Annotated in this window: 9 protein-coding genes; 6 read left to right on the forward strand and 3 right to left on the reverse strand. The window is 65.4% G+C overall.

Annotated elements, in window-relative coordinates:
* The first annotated feature begins 2 nt into the window (after positions 1–2).
* The gene (locus AC5WJ1_RS19840; RefSeq protein WP_135703636.1) at positions 3–827 is read left to right on the forward strand and encodes an HpcH/HpaI aldolase/citrate lyase family protein; all 825 of its coding nucleotides are present in this window, start codon (positions 3–5) and stop codon (positions 825–827) included.
* A gap of 38 nt (positions 828–865) precedes the next feature.
* Positions 866–1732 (forward strand): HTD2 family dehydratase, encoded by an 867-nt coding sequence (locus AC5WJ1_RS19845; protein ID WP_135703635.1) that lies wholly within the window; start codon positions 866–868, stop codon positions 1730–1732.
* Positions 1733–1827: 95 nt separating this feature from the next.
* Here the strand turns inward: AC5WJ1_RS19845 and AC5WJ1_RS19850 are convergent, their stop codons facing one another.
* From AC5WJ1_RS19850 to AC5WJ1_RS19860, 3 genes are all read right to left on the reverse strand, one after another.
* Positions 1828–2178 carry a hypothetical protein gene (locus AC5WJ1_RS19850; protein ID WP_135703634.1) on the reverse strand — a complete coding sequence of 117 codons (351 nt, stop codon included), beginning with the start codon at positions 2176–2178 and terminating at the stop codon, positions 1828–1830.
* A 329-nt stretch (positions 2179–2507) separates the two neighbouring features.
* Positions 2508–3479 carry a Bug family tripartite tricarboxylate transporter substrate binding protein gene (locus AC5WJ1_RS19855; RefSeq protein WP_135703633.1) on the reverse strand — a complete coding sequence of 324 codons (972 nt, stop codon included), beginning with the start codon at positions 3477–3479 and terminating at the stop codon, positions 2508–2510.
* A gap of 74 nt (positions 3480–3553) precedes the next feature.
* A complete protein-coding gene (locus tag AC5WJ1_RS19860) occupies positions 3554–5074 on the reverse strand; it encodes a class I adenylate-forming enzyme family protein (protein ID WP_135703632.1) in 1521 nt (506 codons plus the stop codon).
* A gap of 316 nt (positions 5075–5390) precedes the next feature.
* Here AC5WJ1_RS19860 and AC5WJ1_RS19865 point away from each other — a divergent pair, with 316 nt between their 5' ends.
* The 4 genes from AC5WJ1_RS19865 (at position 5391) to AC5WJ1_RS19880 (ending at position 18144) form a co-directional block, all read left to right on the forward strand.
* Positions 5391–6584 carry an acyl-CoA dehydrogenase family protein gene (locus AC5WJ1_RS19865; RefSeq protein ID WP_135703631.1) on the forward strand — a complete coding sequence of 398 codons (1194 nt, stop codon included), beginning with the start codon at positions 5391–5393 and terminating at the stop codon, positions 6582–6584.
* A gap of 13 nt (positions 6585–6597) precedes the next feature.
* Complete coding sequence (locus AC5WJ1_RS19870; protein ID WP_135703630.1) at positions 6598–7725, forward strand: acyl-CoA dehydrogenase family protein; 1128 nt, start codon at positions 6598–6600, stop codon at positions 7723–7725.
* A 192-nt stretch (positions 7726–7917) separates the two neighbouring features.
* Positions 7918–9297: a DUF1329 domain-containing protein gene (locus AC5WJ1_RS19875; protein ID WP_135703629.1), complete on the forward strand. Its 1380-nt coding sequence runs from the start codon at positions 7918–7920 to the stop codon at positions 9295–9297.
* Between the two features lie 378 nt (positions 9298–9675).
* Positions 9676–18144: a hemagglutinin repeat-containing protein gene (locus AC5WJ1_RS19880; protein WP_135703628.1), complete on the forward strand. Its 8469-nt coding sequence runs from the start codon at positions 9676–9678 to the stop codon at positions 18142–18144.
* Positions 18145–18331: the final 187 nt, after the last annotated feature.

Here is an 18331-nt window from a genome sequence, read left to right on the forward strand (position 1 = left end):
GCATGACTACTGCCGTCACCTACCTGTTCGTCCCCGGCGACCGGCCGGAGCGTTTTGACAAGGCCGCCGCCGCGGGCCCCGACATGATGATCCTCGACCTCGAGGACGCCGTGCACCCCGACGCCAAGCCCGCCGCGCGCGAGGCGATCGGCGCGTGGCTGGCGGGCAAGCCCGCCGCGCGCGCCATGGTCCGCATCAACGACAGCGCCTCGCCCGCGTTTCCCGCCGACCTGGCCTGGCTGCGCTCGCTGCCGGCCGGCACGGCGCTGGCCGGGCTGATGGTGCCCAAGGCCGAAGACGCCGCCGCGCTGGCACAGATCGCGCAGGCGCTGCACGCCATCAATCCGCAAGGTGAGCTGGTCGCCATCATCGAGACCGCCCTAGGCCTGCACCAGGTCGACACGGTGGCCACGGCCAGCGGCGTGGCACGGCTGGCGTTCGGTTCGCTCGACTATGCGGTGGACCTCGGCTGCAGCCACACCCGCGACGCGCTGGCGTTCGCGCGCGCCCGCATCGTGCTGGCTTCGCGCGTGGCCGGGCTGCCGCCGCCGGTGGACGGCGTCACCACCGCGCTGAAGGATGAAGCCGTGCTGGCCAGCGACGTCGCCTACGCGCGCGAACTCGGCTTTGCCGGCAAGCTGTGCATCCACCCGGCGCAGCTGGGCGCGGTGCGCGCAGGCTTCCTGCCCAGCGCAGAACAGCTCGACTGGGCCCGCCGCGTCCTCGCAGCCACCGCCAGCGGCAGCCATGCCGTGCAGGTCGATGGCAAGATGGTCGACCGGCCCGTGATCGAGCAGGCGAAACGCCTGCTGGCGCTGGCGCAATAGCGCCCCGCTTTTCCTGTCCACCCCGAACCTGCAAGCCCATGACTGACGCCACTTCCGAACTCGAACGCCTGCGCGGCTGGATCGGCCGCAGCGAATCGCGCACCGAAACGCTGTCGCCCGAACCGGTGATCGGCCTGGCCGCGACCTTCGACCTCGACCCCGAGGCGGTCGCCGCCGGCCCGCTGCCGCCGCTGTGGCACTGGCTGTATTTCCTGCCGCGCGCGCAGCAACGCGACATCGGCCGCGACGGCCACCCGCACCTCGGCGGCTTCATGCCGCCGGTGCCGCTGCCGCGCCGCATGTGGGCCGGCAGCGAACTGACCTTCAGCCATCCGCTGCATATCGGCGATACCGTCACGCGCACCTCCACCATCGCAGACGTGCAGTACAAGACCGGCCGCAGCGGCGAACTGTGGTTCGTCGCGGTCGACCATGAACTGACCGTCAACGGCAAGACCGCGATCAACGAGCGCCACGACATCGTCTACCGCGCCATGCCGGACCCGTCCAAGCCGCAGCCGCCGCGCCCGCGGCTGGAACACACCGCGCAATGGCAGCGCACGCTGCAGGCCGACCCGGTCATGTTGTTCCGCTATTCGGCGCTGACCTTCAACGGCCACCGTATTCACTACGATCGCAGCTATACCCGCGATGTTGAAGGGTATCCCGGCCTGGTGGTGCATGGGCCGATGCAGGCCATGCTGATGCTGGACCTGGTGGCACGCGAGCAGCCGCAGGCGCGCGTGAAGCGTTTTGGGTTCCGGGGGCTGGCGCCGCTGTTTGATCAGGACACCATCACCGTTGGCGGCGCGGCCGATCCGGAGCAGGCTGGCCGGCTGGTGCTTTGGACGGGCGATGATGCTGGTGGGCAGGCGATGCAGGGGTGGGCTGAGATAGAAGGGTAAAGGGGCGAGGGCCGCAGGCGGATGCTGCAGGCGCTGATTCTCTGAGCATGAAGGGCGCCTGCCATCTCAGGGAATCAGCGCCCAACCTCGATTGGTTACCCGGGCATCGCGTCCTCAATTCCCTCCGCGACTTGTTCTACCCTGTCGGCCAGCAATTCAAGTGAGGTCCGGCAGAGCTCTCGCAAGGCATCCAGCGTAGTCGCCCGCAAGACTACGCTTCCTTCTTCCTGTGCGTCGCAATCGCTGTGTGTCACCAATGTCAGTACGCAGGCCGCGCCTCGCACAATCGCATCGGCTTGATCCAGCAGATTCAATAACAAGAGTTGCCGGGGGACAGGTAGCGCGTCCTCACGCGCTGCGCGCCGGGTTTCGGGACTGAAACGCGAAAGCGAATCATCTAGTCGAGGCGGGATGAAGGCGTCGGGTTCGAGGCTGGATTGGAGCATTACTGACCTCCGTAAGGTCGAAGACGAGGTAGCGTTAACCAGGTTCTCACTCCCGGCTCCTGCTGTGTCAGGAGCCCAGTCAGTCTAGAGCCGCTTGCCGTTCACAATCAAGGCGCAGATTGTGAAGGATCGATACGTCAAGGCAGTTTCAGAAGCGGCCAAGCTCCATGTTGCGAAGAATTGCGGGTTCGGGCCACGACTTGATCTGTGGCACTGGTGAAATGTTGTCGCAGTTTGAACCGCCTGGTTCAACGGCCGACAATCAAAGGCGCCATGCACGGGCACGGCGAAAGGACGCCGAGCTAACCGTAGCGCCCCCAAAATCCCCCTTAATCCGCCTGAATCCCCGCCTTCTTCACCACCCCACCCCACAGCGCCAGCTCCCGCTGGATCCGATCCCCAAGCTGCTTCGGCGTGCTGACATTGACGTCATACCCACCCGCCGCCATCCGCTGCCGATAAGCAGGATCGTCGCCGATGGCCTTCTGCGCCTTCACCAGCTTGTCGACCACATCCGCCGGCAGCTTCTGCGGCCCGATCAGGGCATACCATCCAGTCAGGTCATAGTCCTTCTGCCCCGACTCGATCATGGTCGGCACCGTGGGCAGCGCCGGATTGCGCGTCTTCGACGTGACCGCCAGCGCGCGCACCTTGCCGCCGTTGATATGGCCGATGGCGGTGCCGGTGATATCGAACATGAAGGTCACCTTGCCGCTCATCACGTCCGCCATCGCCGGCGAGTTGCCTTTGTACGGCACGTGCAGCATCTTCACGCCATTCATCTGCGCCAGCAGTTCCGCCGACAGGTGGTTCGATGCGCCCACGCCGGCCGAGCCGAACGAGACGTCCTGCGGATGCTTGCGCGCGTAGTCGACCAGTTCGCCGACGTTCCTGGCCGGGAAGTCCTTGTTCACCAGCAGCACGTTGGTGTAGTCGGTGATCAGGCCGATGTAGGTGAAATCCTTGACCGGGTTGAAGTTGACCGAACGCTGGATCAGCGGAGTCATGGTCATGGTGGGGCTGGCGACAAAGTACAGCGTGTAGCCATCCGGCGTCGCCTTGGCGGTCATGTCGGCGGCAATGGCGCCGCTGGCGCCGGCGCGGTTGTCCACCACCACCGGCTGCTTGAGCACGCGGCCCAGCTGCTCGGCGTAGATGCGCGCGGCGGTGTCGACCGGGCCGCCGGGGGCATAGCCCACCAGCAGCTTGACCGGCCGCGACGGGTAGGCGTCCGTCGCCCAGGCCGCGCCCTGCAGCAGCAGGGTCGTGGTCAGTGCCGCGAGTGTGGTCCAGGTTTTCATTGTTGTCTCCTCCAGATAGGGCTGAAATGCCCGGGCCGGCGTATGACGCCAGCCCGGTAAAGGGATTCAGGCGCTCAGTCCAGCAGCGCGCGCAGCGGCTGCTTGAGCAGCTTGCCGCTGGCAGTAGTGGGAATGACATCGACGGTGCGGATCTCGGCCGGGCGCTTGTACGGTGCCAGGCTTTCGCGCAGGTAGACGTCGAGCGCCTTGGGATCGACGCTCGCGCCTTCCTGCGTCTCGATAAAGGCGACCACCTCTTCGTTGCCGTCGCTGGCGGGGCGCCCCACCACCGCCGACTGGCGCACGCCGGGGAAGGCGTTGATCACCGACTCGACTTCGATCGGGTAGACGTTGAACCCCGAGCGGATGATCAGGTCCTTGGAGCGGCCGGAGATAAACAGCGCCCCGTCGGCATCCAGGTAGCCCAGGTCGCCGGTGTTGAGCCAGCCGCCCGGCAACAGCGCATCAGCCGTCTGCTCCGCGTTGCGGTAGTAGCCAAGCATCACGCCGGGACCGCGCACGCGGATCTGGCCGCGCTCGCCTGCGGGCAGAGGCGTGCCGGCATCGTCGGTAATCTCGATTTCGACGCCTTCGACGATATGCCCGGCCGAGCAGTCGGCACGCGGCGCGTCCAAGCGCGTGATGAAGAGCGAGCCGGCATATTCGGTGATGCCGTAGCCATGGTGCAGCGGCTGGCCGAACAGGGCTTCTACGTCGCGCTTGAGCGTGGGATCGAGCGGCGCGCCGCCGGTGTACAGGTAGCGCAGGCGCGGATACTTGCCCGGGCCTGCCCCATGTTGCGCCGCCACCGCAAGGATGCGCGTGAACATGGTCGGCACGCCTTGCAGGATGGTGACGCCGGGCGACGCCAGCGCCTCGAACACGTCGTTGCCGTCGAAGCGCGGGCGCAGGAACAGGCTGGCACCGGCGTAAAGGGTAGCCATCAGCACCGTGGCGATGCCGAAGATATGCGACATCGGCAGTGCCCCGTAGGCCACGTCCGCCTGCCCCATGTCGCGCGAGGTGGCGGAGATGCGGGCAAAGTGCGTCAGGCCGACATGCGGCACCATCACGCCCTTGGGCGCGCCGGTGGTGCCGGAGGTATAGATCAGCGTCGCGACCTGGCGCGCCTGTTCGCTGGCCACGCGTTCCGGCGCGCTGGCTGCGCGCAGTGCGAGCATGCCGTCGGCAAAGACGGGGCAGGCGCTGGCCTGCGCGCCGAGCCGCGCACCGTGCGCGGCGGCCACGTCGGACACATGGCCGGTGAACAGCACCAGCGCCGGCTGGGCGTGGTCGCGGATATTGTCGATTTCGCGCGCGGACAAGCGCGCGTTGACCTGGATCGGCCAGGCATGCAGCAGGCTGCTGGCGAACAGCGTCACCACCATCTCGTTGCAGTTCTCGCCGACCATCATGACCCGGTCGCCTTCGCCCACGCCCTGCGCCGCCAGCCAGTCGCGCGCCGCTTCGATGCGCTGCCACAGTTCGCCATAGCTGATCACCGCGCCGCTTTCGAACAGGCAAGGCGCGGCGGGCGTCTGCGCGGCCCAGTGGCCGGGGATATCGTGGATGTATTCGGGGCGGAAGGAAGACATGCGGCTGGGCTCGTTCGGGATACGGCTGGGTTGGCGATGCTTGCCGGCGGCAAATGCGCCGGAATGCACCCCGACGCACTTGAGCAGGCCGTGCCAGTTTGCGGCAAGGCTGCGCGCCGCGGTATTTGGAATTGGCTAAGGCCGTGTTCGTCCACGCCACCACCACCCGGCTCAGGTGGTTCCGCCGGCACGAAGGGCGACTTTATGATTGATAAAGCAATGGAGAACGCCCCGCGCCCTACAATCGGCCGGCACACCTAGGGCTGCACCGGTTGCTTGCCAGCAGCGGACGCCCGCGTAACGAGGGGACATTCAGATGGATTTGCGTTTCACCGCCGAGGAACAGGCCTTCCGCGAGGAAGTCCGCGCTTTCGTGCAGGCCAGCCTGCCGGAAGACATCCGCAACAAGGTGCTCAACCACCAGCGCGTCGAGAAGGACGACTACGTCCGCTGGCACCGCATCCTGCAGGCCCACGGCTGGGGCGCTCCCACCTGGCCCACGCAATGGGGCGGCACCGGCTGGACCGCGCTGCAGCGCCTGATCTTTGAAATCGAGACCTTCCGCGCCGGCGCGCCGCGCATGCTGCCGTTCGGCCTGACCATGATCGGCCCGGTGCTGATGAAGTACGCCAGTCCCGAGATGCAGCAGCGCTTCCTGCCGCGCATCCCGGGCGTGGAAGACTTCTGGTGCCAGGGCTATTCCGAGCCGGGCTCCGGTTCCGACCTGGCCTCTCTGAAGACCCGCGCCGTGCGCCGCGGCGACAAGTACATCGTCAACGGCCAGAAGACCTGGACCACGATGGCCCACTTTGCCGACTGGATCTTCTGCCTGGTGCGCACCGATCCCGATGCCAAGGCGCAGGAAGGCATCTCCATGCTGCTGATCGACATGAAGTCGCCCGGCGTGACGGTGCGCCCGATCAAGACGCTGGACGGCGGCCACGACGTGAACGAGACCTGGTTCGAGGACGTGGAAGTGCCCGTGGGGAACCTGGTCGGCGAAGAGAACCGCGCGTGGACCTACGCCAAGTACCTGCTCGGCCACGAGCGCACCGGCATTGCCGGCATCGGCCACTGCCACCGCGAGCTGCGCCAGCTCAAGCATTACGCCAGCCAGGCCACCGACGGCGCCGGCCGCCCGCTGATCGAAGACGTGCGCATGCGCGACAAGATCGCCCGCGTCGAGATGGACATCATGGCGCTGGAAATGCTGCTGCTGCGCGTCGCCACGCAGGCCGCCGGCACGCCCGGACCGGAAGCGTCGATCGTCAAGATCCGCGGCTCGGAGGTGCAGCAGGACCTGGGCATGCTGATGATGGAAGTGGCCGGCCCCAACGCCTGGCCGTATTCGCCGGACTGGCTCGAGCCGGGCGCCACGCAGCCGGTGTCCGGCCCAGAGTGGGCCGCCCCCGCCGCCTCCACCTACTACGACATGCGCAAGACCTCGATCTACGGCGGCGCGACCGAAGTGCAGAAGAACATCATCTCCAAGATGATCCTGGGTTTCTGAAGGGATAGCTGACATGGACTTTACCTACAGCGAAGAGCAACAGATGCTGGCGGACAGCCTGCGTCGCTTCATCGATACCGAATACACCTTCGAGGCCCGCCGCAAGAGCGCGCGCCAGGGCGAGAGCCTGGATCGCGGCGTGTGGAACAAGCTCGCCGAAATGGGCGTGCTGGGCCTGACCGTGCCGGCGGATTTCGGCGGCTTCGGCGAAGGCCCCGCCAGCCAGCTGGTGGTGCAGCGCGAGCTGGGCCGCGGCCTGGTGCTGGAGCCGGTCACGCCCAGCGGCGTGATGGCCGCGGCCATCCTCAACGCCTACGGCAGCGACGCGCAGAAGCAGGAATGGCTGCCCGCGATCGCCTCGGGCGAACGCATCGTCACGCTGGCCTACCTGGAGCCGACCACGCGCTACCGCCCGGAATCGGCCCGCGCCAGCGCCGAGCGCAGCGGCGACGGCTACGTGATCAGCGGCACCAAGAGCGTGGTCTGGCACGGTGCCGCCGCCGACGCCTACCTGCTGACCGCACGGGTTTCCGGCAGCAACGAGATCGCGCTGTTCCTGGTGCCGCGCGACAGCAAGGGCCTGGGCGTGACCGCCTATCCCACCATCGACGGCCTGCGCGCCGCCGACCTGTCGCTGCAGAACGTCACCGTGCCGGCCAGCGCACTGGTGGGCCAGGCCGCCGACGGCCTGGCGGCGCTGGGCGTCGGCCTCGAGCACGGCATCGCTGCGCTGTGCGCCGAAGGCGCGGGCGCCATGGAAAAGCTGATCCAGATCACCGGCGAATACCTGGGCACGCGCCAGCAGTTCGGCAAGCCGCTGGCCAGCTTCCAGGCACTGCAGCACCGCATGGCCGACATGCTGGTGCAGAAGGAACTGGCGCTGTCGATGGCCTACGTGGCGGCGCAGGCGCTGGACGAAACCGATCCTGCCGCGCGCCGCCGCATGCTGTCGGCTGCCAAGGTGACGGTTGCACGCGCCGGGCGCTTTGTCGGCCAGCAGGCGGTGCAGCTGCATGGCGGCATGGGCATGACCGACGAGCTGTCCGTGGGCGACTACTTCAAGCGCCTGACCATGCTGGACCAGTTGCTGGGCGACAGCGACTACCATATGCAGCGCTTCGGCGAAGTGATGGAAGCCTGATCCGGCCAGCGGCCGCTGGCCGCCAGTTGCTATGAGGCCGGGTAATTACCCGGCCTCTTTTTGTTTACACCTCGCTCCACAGGCTAGGGAAATCCACTAGTCCGTTCCAACGATTCCCGGCTGCGGCGCCGTCACTACCCTGTGACCACAGGCACGGACGTCGCCGGCCATTCCCCTAGGAGCGAGACTGCAATGACATCCACTACACATAGACTGCTGCGCGGCAGCCTGCTGGTGACCAGCATGGCACTGGCCGCGGCATCGTGGGCGAAGGTCACCCCCGAGGACCTCAAGCAGCTTGACGGCAACCTGACGCCGATGGGCGCGGAACGGGCCGCCAGCAAGGACGGCGATGTGCCCGCATGGGCCGGCAAATGGCTGGGCACGCCGCCAAACGTCAAATACCAGCGCGGCGAACGGTATCCGGACCCGTATGCGGACGAAAAACCCCTGTTCGTCATCACCGCGCAGAACATGGCGCAGTATGCGGAGCGGCTCAGCGACGGCCAGAAGGCGCTGTTCAAGAAGTACCCCGACACCTTCAAGATGCCGGTGTACGCCAGCCACCGCGACTTCCGCTACGAAGACACGGTCTACAAGGACATCCGCACCTACGCCACCACCGTCAAGATGACGGGCGATGCCAACGGCCTGAAGGACGCGGGCCCGCAGGTGCCATACCCGATCCCGAAGACGGCAATGGAGCTGCTGTGGAACCAGCGCTTCTCGTCGGCAGTCGGCACCGAGAAGGCGCAGTACGACCAGGCCGTGGTCTACCCGAATGGCTCGATCGCATGGGGTCGGGTCTCGTACAGCATCCTCTCGCCGCGCAACAACGGCAAGTTCGACCCGCACAATGCGCTCAACGAGCGCTCCTTCTTCCGCACGGCGACCGACCTGCCGCTGCGCGACCGCGGCCAGGTGATCGTGGGTTATGCCGTGTGGGACCAGGAAGGCTCCGACACCAACCGCACCTGGATCTACAACCCGGGCACGCGGCGCGTGCGCCAGGCGCCGGAATTCGGCTTCGACCAGCCGCAGGGCCCCGGCGGCTTCCGCACCGTGGATGACGACCGCCTCTTCAACGGCTCCGGCGAGCGCTACAACTGGAAGATCGTCGGCAAGAAGGAGATCTATGTCCCGTACCACAACTACAAGCTGCTGAGCACGTCGATCAAGTACAAGGACCTGCTGGCCAACGGCCACGCCAGCCCAGACGTGATGCGTTATGAGCTGCATCGCGTATGGATCCTGGAAGCAACGCTCAAGTCCGGCTTCCGGCACCAGTATGCGAAGCGCGTGCTGTATCTCGACGAAGACACCTGGCAAGCCCTCGCCGCCGACAACTACGATGGCCGCGGCCAGCTGTGGCGCACCAACCTGCAGGCCTCGGTCTACGCCTACGATGCGCGCCGCTATCATCCGACCGCGGTGTTCTACCATGACCTGATTTCCGGCGCTTACTTTGCGGACCGCCTGACCAACGAAGGCCCGATGTTCCAGCTGAACAACAGCCCTGAGTTCACCGAAGCGTTCTTCTCCCCGGACGCCGCGCGCGGATCGGGTACCTGACCACATCGCATGATCCGGCCGGGCGAGTCTTCGCCCGGCCGCGCCACGTCTCCCCTTCCTTCCTCCTTCCCTCGCCACTGCGCCGGCGTAGCCATGCGCCATAAGCCCCTCGTGGATTGGCCGCAAGCCCACCTTTGAGAAATTCCCGTCTCAAAGTCGGATTCGTCCCAGCAACTTATCGGCCTGCCGTCGATACCCTTGCACATTGCGGTGCGTGCCTCCTGCCGTGCACCGCTGCTCTGGCGGTGACCTCAACCCGTCCGCCTTTTCTTTGACCGCTGGCGATCCAGGCCCGGTGCACATCAACGATGGCAGCGCGATGCCAGTGCCCGGGGACGGTGTTCTCGCCGGGTGAAGCTGTGCAAGACAAGAGCCATCATGAACACAAGACTCTATCGGCTGGTATTCAATGCCGTTCGCGGCATGCTGGTGGCAGTTCGCGAAAGCGCGACGGGATGCGCCAAGGGCCGCCATGGCGGAACGCGCGGCGGCGCGACAACGGCGTTCGTGCCGGTGCTATGGCTCACCGCTGTGACGACGGCAATGATGGGCGTCCCCGTAGCGGCGCAGACGCTGCCGATCCAGGCGGACAGGAATGTGCCAGGGCAACGTCCGGTGGTCGGGGTCGCGTCCAATGGCGTCCCGGTCGTGAACATCGCCCCGCCCCAACGCAACGGTGGAACCAGCGTCAACAATTTCATCCAGTACAACGTAGGCCCGTCCGGCGTGGTGCTGAACAACGGCGGCCAGAACTCGCAGACCCGGATTGCGGGCTGGGTTCAGGGCAACGTGCAGCTGGGCAACAGCAGTGCCGGCAATATCGTGGTTCAGGTGACGCAACCCAATCCGTCACAATTGCTAGGGGCGCAGGAAATCGCCGGCAATCGCGCCAACCTGGTCCTGGCCAACCCCGCGGGCATCACCTGCTCGGGCTGCGGCGTGATCAATGCAGACCGCTTCACGCTTTCAACGGGGCGCCCGGTGTTTGGGGCCGATGGCAGCCTGACCGGGTTCGATGTGCGGGAAGGCCATATCGGGATTGATGGCCCAGGCCTGTCCAGCCCGCAGGCGCAGGTCGATCTGCTGGCGCGCTCAATCAGCATTAACGCCGAACTGTGGGCCAGGCACCTGAACGCCATTGCAGGCGCGAACCATATTGACCACTCGACGCTCAACGCCACGCCGCAGGCGGGCACGGGCGCCGCGCCGCAGTTCGCGCTGGATGCGGCGGCGCTGGGGTCGATGTACGCGAATTCGGTACGTCTCATCGGGACCGAAAAAGGCATCGGCTTCAATGTCGGCGGCGGCATCACAACCCGCGCTGGCGATATCGTCGTGGACAACAATGGGGACGTGCGCATCGTGCCGGGTGGCCGCCTGCAGTCCGAGGGTGGCGCCAACGTTGCCGGGACCAACATCGATAACGCCGGCACCATCACTACGCGCGGCGCCATCAATGGCAGCACGCCGGGGCAGCTGGCCAACAGCGGAACGATGGCGGCCGGCACGGATCTGCTGGGCTTCGCCGAGCGTATTGTGAACACCGGGACCATCGGCGCCGGGGTCGATGCCAATGCCAGCGTCACCGGCGCGGGCACGGCCAGCCTTGCCGCGCGCACCGCCATCCAGTCCAGCGGCAAGCTCGTCACCGGGGCCGATTCCAACCTGTCGGCGCCAACGCTGGACCTGTCCAACGGTACGACCGTCGCGCACAACACTGCCACCCTGAACGCCTCGGGTGACATCACGCTCCAGAACGCGCGGCTCGAAGCCACTGCCTTGCAGGTCAATGCCGGCGGCAGGGTGGATAACCGGGGCGGCGCCATCGTGGCCGGCACCAACGGCGGCCAGGTCAGCGGCGCTACCGTGTTGAACCAGAACGGCGCCATCACCAGTGCCGGCGCACTGCGCGTCGCCGCATCGCATACCGTGGACAATGCCTGCGCCACCGTAGCCGGCACCGGAGCGACGACTGTAGCTGGGGCGACCATCGCCAACCGCGGCGGCGTGATCGGCTCCGTGCAGGACAACCTGACCCTGAATGGCGCTCTGGACAACACCGCCGGCAAGGCCCTGGCGACCAGGGACTTGGTCATTGTCGGCGGCGCCATCACCAACGACCATGGGCAACTGTCGGCAGTCCAGGCGCTCAAGGCCGATACCGGCGGCCAGGCGCTCACGAACAACGCCGGTGAGATCTCGGGTGCCAGCGTCCAAACCGACACGGGCCTCTTCGACAACCGCGGAGGTGTGGTGCAGTCCACCGGACTGCTGGTGGCAGACACGCACGGGCACCTGTACGACAACGGCAACGGTGGCCTGACAGTCGCCGACGGGCCATTGACGCTCGCCACGGGGGTCTTCAGCAACCAGGCCGGGACGGTCTCCGGGCAGCAGTCGGCTAAGGTCAATGCGACGATCCTCGATAACTCCGGAGGCAAGTTCGTTACCGGTGGGCCGCTTGACGTGACCGCCGGGAGCCTGGCCAACAACAGCGGCTATCTCGCCTCGAAAGGCGACGCGACAATCCGCCTGACCGGCGGCTTCGACAACACGGCGGGCTTTGCCCATGCCGGCGGCCTGCTCGACGTTCAAGCGAGCACGGTGGTGAACCGCAGCACGCTCGGCGGGACCGACGCGGCGCCGAAAGGTATGGAAGGCGGCAGCGTCCGGATCGCCGCCAGCACCATCGACAATATCGATGGTGCCCTACGGGCCGACACAGCCATGACGGTCGCCTCGGCGACGTTCAACAACACCCGGGGCGAGATGACTTCGGGCGGCACCGCGCAGTTCAATGTCGGCGCCACCACCAACACCGATGGCCTGCTGGCGGCCGACACCCGGCTCGCCATCGTTGGCAATAGCCTTTCCGGCGACGGTACAGTGCGGTCCAAGGGGGATGTTGATATCCACCTGACCAACGACTTCACCAACACCAAAACGCTCGCCGCCGGCGGGAACCTGACCTTCGACACCGCTGGCAATATCGTCAACAGCGGCAAGATGCTGTCCGCCAACTCGATCGACGTACATGCCCGCAATGTCGACAACTCGGGGGAGTTGTACGGCGAAGTCGCCAACACCGTGCGCGCCGACGAGGCAGTCACCAACAGCGGCCTGATCGAAGGCGGCACGGTGCGTGTGCAGGCCGGCACGACGGTCACCAATACCGACCGCATCTTCGGGGACGCTGTTGCCATCGGCGCAGGCGTGCAGATCCTGAACGACCAGGACGCCGCCACTGGCAAAGGGGCCGTGATCGCCTCGCGCACCGGGGATGTCAACCTGGGCGCGCCGGACATCGTCAACCGCGAGCACGCGCTCATCCTGTCGTCGCAGGACCTGAACGTCGGCGGTGCGCTGGACGCCGAGGGCAAAGCCACGGGACAGGCCAGCTCGCTCACCAACGCCTCGGCCGTCATCGATGTGGCACGCGACGCCAACATCAACGCGGCCAGCATCCGCAACGAAAACAGCCATTTCGAGGCCCAGGAGACGGACACCGGCGTGAAAAGGACTCTGGTCTACCGCCTCAAGGGGTCAATGGACGATATCGACCCGACCACAGCGCTTATCTTCGACTGGAGCGGCAAGGACGATTACTTCCATCCAGGCACGGACCTTGGCTGGCTGTACCGCGATGGCAACCAGAAAGGCGTGGCACGCGTGCTGCTGCTGCCCTCGGAGCAATATCCATTTGCTGAATTCGGTCCGCCGTTCGACTGGTCGCGCCGCCCCGACGGCGAGGCCGGACCAGTGATGCCTTGGCAGGACCCCTATTACCTGGACTACTACGGCGGCCTGCCACAAGAACAGTGGTCGCCGCTGGGTCTGGCCTACACCTCGCACTACGAGAAGGATGCAAACGGAAATCCGGTGCTGGTGACGCAGCAGTACAACTATCCACCCGACCACCCGATCTGGGACAAGCTGAAGGTCGAGCGTCCCGACAGTGCGCCTCCTCCTTATGCCGCACCGTGCGAGATCGACGCCCCGCCGGCGTGCAATGCCGCATACCAGAAGTACCGCGACTGGCAAGGCGCCAATGTTGCGAAATATGAAGCGCTAAACGAAAGGATCGTTGCCTTCAACAAGGATTTTCACGCGCGCACTGTCGACAACTTTTATTCCGTGGACAAGCAGACGCAAGTGCGCGAGGAGGTGGTCTTGCATACCGATCCCGCCCGATTGCTGGTTGGCGGCAATGCCACGATCAACGGGGCCGTGGCCAACGACAAGAGCGAGATTGCCGTCGGCGGCACACTGACCGCGCCGGCACCAGTACGCAACGAAGGCTATACCGGCACCCGCTTCGAGACTAGCACCGGCACCCAGGCGTGGCACTACATCAATCGCGGCGTCAACGCACCGGACCGGCGCAGCGACAGCTCCCCCTTGGCTCCGCTCAATCTGACGCTTCCGCTGGTTCTGGCAACGGGCACCACGCAGGAGCATCTGCAAACGGTCCCTGGCAGCGGTGCGTCCGTCGACCCGAAGGCCGGCACCGGCCCGATTGCCAGCGCGCCAAGCTTGATGCAGGTGTCGCTAAATCCCGGCGGCAGTACGGCCGGAGGGCGCCTGGGCGGCGAGCTGATCCGCACTGTCACCCCGTCGCTGGCGATGCCCGGCAACGCGCTATTCGTCACGCGCACCGACCCCGGCGCGCGCTACCTGATCGAGACCGACCCGCGCTTCACCAACCAGCGCCAGTGGCTGTCCAGCGATTACATGCTGACCCAGCTCGGCCAGGACCCGACCAGGGCCCTCAAGCGCCTGGGCGACGGCTTCTATGAGGCGCGGCTGGTGGCCGACGCCGTGATGCTCGGCACCGGCCAGCGCTTCGTTGGGGACTACACCGACAATGAGGCCCAGTACAAGGCGCTAATGCAGTTGGGCGCCGAATTCGCCAAACAGTTCTCCCTGACCATTGGGACGGCACTCACCGCTGAGCAGATGCAGGCGCTCACCACCGACATCGTCTGGCTGGTCGAGAAGACCGTCACGCTGCCGGACGGCTCCACGCAGCAGGTGCTGGTGCCACAGGTTTACCTAAAGGTGCGCGAGGGCGACCTCAAGGGCGACGGCACGCTGATCACGGCGCGCAACATGGCGATCCAGACCGGCGGGGATGTGAAGAACACCGGCACCATCGCGGCGCGCGACGTGATGCTGATCGATGCCGGCAATATCCGTAACGAGCGCGGCACGCTGTCAGCCGGCAACATGGAATTGCACGCGAAGCAGGATATCGAGAATCTGGCGGGCAGGATCAGTGCCGGCGAGTTGGCAGCCACGGCCGGCAGGGACATCAACCTGTCCACCACCACAGCCTCGGACAGCAACAAGGCCGGCGAATCCACCGCCAGCCGCACCGTAATAAGCGGCGTCGCGAGCGTGGACGTGGACAATGCCGTGCTCGTAGCGGGCCGGGATATCAATAGCCAGGCGGCCAGCATCACGGCAACCGGCAGCCTCGGCATGGGCGCCGGGCGGGATATCAACCTGGACACGGTGAAGGTCGCCGAGAGCTTCGATGCCGTCGCGGACGCGAAGAACCGCTCCAGCGTGGCGCGCAGCGCGGAGCTCGGCTCACAGATCATCGGCCACGATGTAGCGCTCGTTGCCGGCCGGGATATCAATGCCAAGGCCGCGTACGTGAACGCTGACGGCGCCCTCGCCGTCAGCGCGACCCGTGACATCAACGTGAAGGCCGTTGAGGCAAGCGCGGCGATACGCGACGAGCAGTCGAAGCAAAGCGGCGGCGTCCTGTCGAAGAAGTCCACCCATACCATCGACGCGGCAAGCCGCACTGAGGCGCTCGGCAGCACCTTCTCGGGCGACACGGTTGACATGACGGCGGGTCGTGACCTGAACACCTCTGGCAGCACCATTGCCGCCACGCACGACGTGACCCTCGACGCCGGACGCAATATCGCCATCGGCACGGCAGAGACCACGTCCTCGTCCTACAGCTTCAAGGAGGAGAAGAAGACCGGATTTGGCGCCACCGGTTCCGGCCTCTCCTACGGCAAGCGCGAACAGAAGGACACCGTCAGCGACAACAGCACGCAGCAAGTGGGCAGCCTGGTAGGCTCCACGGGTGGCAGCGTGCACATGAATGCGGGCAGTACGCTGAAGCTCACTGGCAGCGACCTGATCGCCGCCAAGGACATCACCGGTGTGGGCGCCGACGTGACCATCGAGGCCGCGCAGAACCGCCAGCACCATGACGAGACGCATGAGGTCAAGCAAAGCGGCTTCACGCTGGGCGTGTCGGGCGGCGCCATCGGCGCGGCGATCAATGCGGGCAACAAAGTCATCTCGGCCAGCCAGAGCCAGGACGGACGCGCCTCGGCGCTGTGGGGCATGGCCGCCGGGCGCGATGCCTACGACGCCGCCACATCGCTCGCCAAGGATGGACTTGCCGGCGGCGCCGCGCTTACCCTGTCTTTCGGCAATAGCCGGAGCAAGCAAACCCTTACCGAGGACAGCACCCTTCACAATGGGTCCAACGTGTCAGCGGGCGGCACGACCGCCTTTACTGCCACGGGCGTGGATGCCAATGGCAACGGGACGGCCGGCAACCTGAACATCATCAGCTCGAACATCGACGCCAACAAGGTGGTGCTCGGTGTGAAGAATGACATCAACATCGTGTCGGCCACGGACACGAACGAGAGCCACAGCACCAACAAGTCGAGCAGCGCCAGCGTCGGTGTCTCCTACGGCATGGGTCCGAACAACGCAGGCTTTGGCGCCTCGGCCTCGGCCTCGACGGCCAGAGGCAACGCCGACAGCCAGGGCGCCACGCAGGCCAACAGCCATGTGACCGGCAAGGAGTCCGTCACCTTGGTGTCGGGCAACGACACCAATATCCTGGGCGCCACGGTGAGCGGTGGCAAGGTGCTGGGCGATGTCGGCGGCAACCTGAACATTGCCAGCCGCCAGGACACCGAAAAGGTGCGCGCCCGGCAGGAAAGCACGGGTGGCGGCTTCAGCATCAGCCAGGGCGGCGGTTCGGCCAGCGGCTCCGCGAGCCAGGGCAAGGCCAGCGGCAACTACGCGAACGTGAGCGAGCAATCGGGCATCTACGCAGGAGAAGGCGGCTTCGACATCCGGGTGGAGGGCAATACTGACCTCAAGGGCGCGGTGATCGCCAGCGCCGCCGGCAAGGACAAGAACCAGCTCGACACCGGCACGCTCAGCTTCAGCGATATCCGGAGCCACTCCGACTACAGCGCAACCTCGTTCGGCGTTTCGGGTGGCATTACCGCTGGCCCACAGAACAGCGAGAAGAACAGCGGCCAGACCTCGGGCAGGAACACCGGCGGCATCAGCCCGATGATCCCGCAGCATGAGAGCGGCAGCCAGGACGGCGTGGCGCTCAGCGCCATTGCGGATGGCACCATCGCGATCCGAGACGAGGCGCATCAGAAGCAGGACTTGTCGAGCCTCAAGCGCGACACCGCCGCCACGAACACTACGGTGGAAAAGAATCCCGACCTGAAGAACGTGCTCGACAAGCAGGCGGACACGATGGCTGCGGCGCTGGCGGCGGGCGAGGCAATAGCGAAGACGGTAGGTCAGGTTGCCAATGCTAAGCAGGCGGCGGCGGAAGAACGGTACAAGGCTGCTGCGGAGGCGTATCGCCAGGATCCGAGCGCCGAAAACCAGGCGGCCATGGCGGCAGCCCAGTCCGATATCGACGGCTGGAAGGAAGGGGGTGAGTATCGCGCTGCACTCCACAGCGCGGGCGGTGCACTCGTCGCCGGCCTGGGTGGAGGCAATGCGTTGGCCGGAGCGGCTGGCGCGGGCGCGGCATCCTTGGCCGGCGGCAATTTAAGCCAGTTGGCTAACGCCGCCAATAGCGCAGTTAGCACCGGCAGCAGCGAACTTGATCAAGCGATTGGTAACCTTGCAGCCAATATTGCTGCAGGCAGTATTGGTGCGGTTCTCGGCGGCGGCTCCGGCGCGGCTACGGCGTCCACTACGGATCGCTTCAACCGCCAGCTCGGCAATGACGAACGAGCATTGGCGATCAAGCTGGCAAAAGACAGCGGCGGAAAGTACACGACAGAGCAGATCGAGAACGCGATGCGCGCGGGTGGCAACTCCCTGCGTGGCGAGAATGTGACGAGCGGCATGGTTGTCGATGGTAAGAACAACCCCAACGGTGTCAGCGACATGGGCGCAAAATGGGAGGTGGGTCAGGACGAAAACGGAAATGGCCGCTATTTGGTTCAGCAGGTTCAGTCCAACGTTGATCCCGGGCTTGCCGCCTATATTCAGGGGAAGACCGGGGGAGAAATGTCGCCCTACAACTGGAGTACGGATACCCTCGGTCAGTCAACTGCATCGACATCAACTTCTCCGCAGAACCTGTTTACCCCTGCTGCTAGCGGATGTATCACTGCGGAATGTGCCGCTGGCATCGGAGGTACCGGTGGCCGTGGCTTGCTACCCGACTACGTAACAGTCAGCGGAGGAGCATTGTCGGGCACCGTCGGCGGAGCGATGAATCTTCATGACGGCACGAAGTATCTTTCCACGGGGGTGGTCCTGACAAATCCATCCGCAGTTTCATTTTCACTTGGTGGAGCAATGAGCTTTGGCTGGATATTCGGGGCAAACAATGGGAATGATACCAATTCGTTCATAAATGGCGACGGAAACCAAGCCTTCATTTCTATTCCAACACCTTTCCGCGTCAATGGTTATGCCGCGATTACGCACGCGTACGGCGGTGCCACGGCAATTGAGTTTGGCGTTGCGTCACCAGGAAGGATCAGCTTTGGCTTAATGCCATGGGGTCATTCCTCACCGACAAAAGAGAATTCAAGGTAAAGGAAAAAACTATGGCAATCGGCGGTGGCCCAACACCGGATCAATGGAAGAAGATGAGTCGATCGGAAAAGATCTCCTACGTCCTATTCCTTGCATTCGTCTTCGGCGTGATTCTCTATTTCGCCTACGAAAAATGGATTGCATAGCGTTACAGGTTGTGCAAGCCCGTTTGATGTTTCTGGCATTT

Source organism: Cupriavidus sp. MEYA8 (assembly GCF_059278825.1).

What these genes read in the sequence shown, in the direction of transcription:
- AC5WJ1_RS19870 (WP_135703630.1), top strand. Translation starts at nt 6,598, where the DNA reads ATGGACTTTACCTACAGCGAAGAGCAACAGATGCTGGCGGACAGCCTG.
- AC5WJ1_RS19860 (WP_135703632.1), bottom strand. Translation starts at nt 5,074, where the DNA reads ATGTCTTCCTTCCGCCCCGAATACATCCACGATATCCCCGGCCACTGG.
- AC5WJ1_RS19875 (WP_135703629.1), top strand. Translation starts at nt 7,918, where the DNA reads ATGACATCCACTACACATAGACTGCTGCGCGGCAGCCTGCTGGTGACC.
- AC5WJ1_RS19840 (WP_135703636.1), top strand. Translation starts at nt 3, where the DNA reads ATGACTACTGCCGTCACCTACCTGTTCGTCCCCGGCGACCGGCCGGAG.
- AC5WJ1_RS19850 (WP_135703634.1), bottom strand. Translation starts at nt 2,178, where the DNA reads ATGCTCCAATCCAGCCTCGAACCCGACGCCTTCATCCCGCCTCGACTA.
- AC5WJ1_RS19845 (WP_135703635.1), top strand. Translation starts at nt 866, where the DNA reads ATGACTGACGCCACTTCCGAACTCGAACGCCTGCGCGGCTGGATCGGC.
- AC5WJ1_RS19865 (WP_135703631.1), top strand. Translation starts at nt 5,391, where the DNA reads ATGGATTTGCGTTTCACCGCCGAGGAACAGGCCTTCCGCGAGGAAGTC.
- AC5WJ1_RS19855 (WP_135703633.1), bottom strand. Translation starts at nt 3,479, where the DNA reads ATGAAAACCTGGACCACACTCGCGGCACTGACCACGACCCTGCTGCTG.
- AC5WJ1_RS19880 (WP_135703628.1), top strand. Translation starts at nt 9,676, where the DNA reads ATGAACACAAGACTCTATCGGCTGGTATTCAATGCCGTTCGCGGCATG.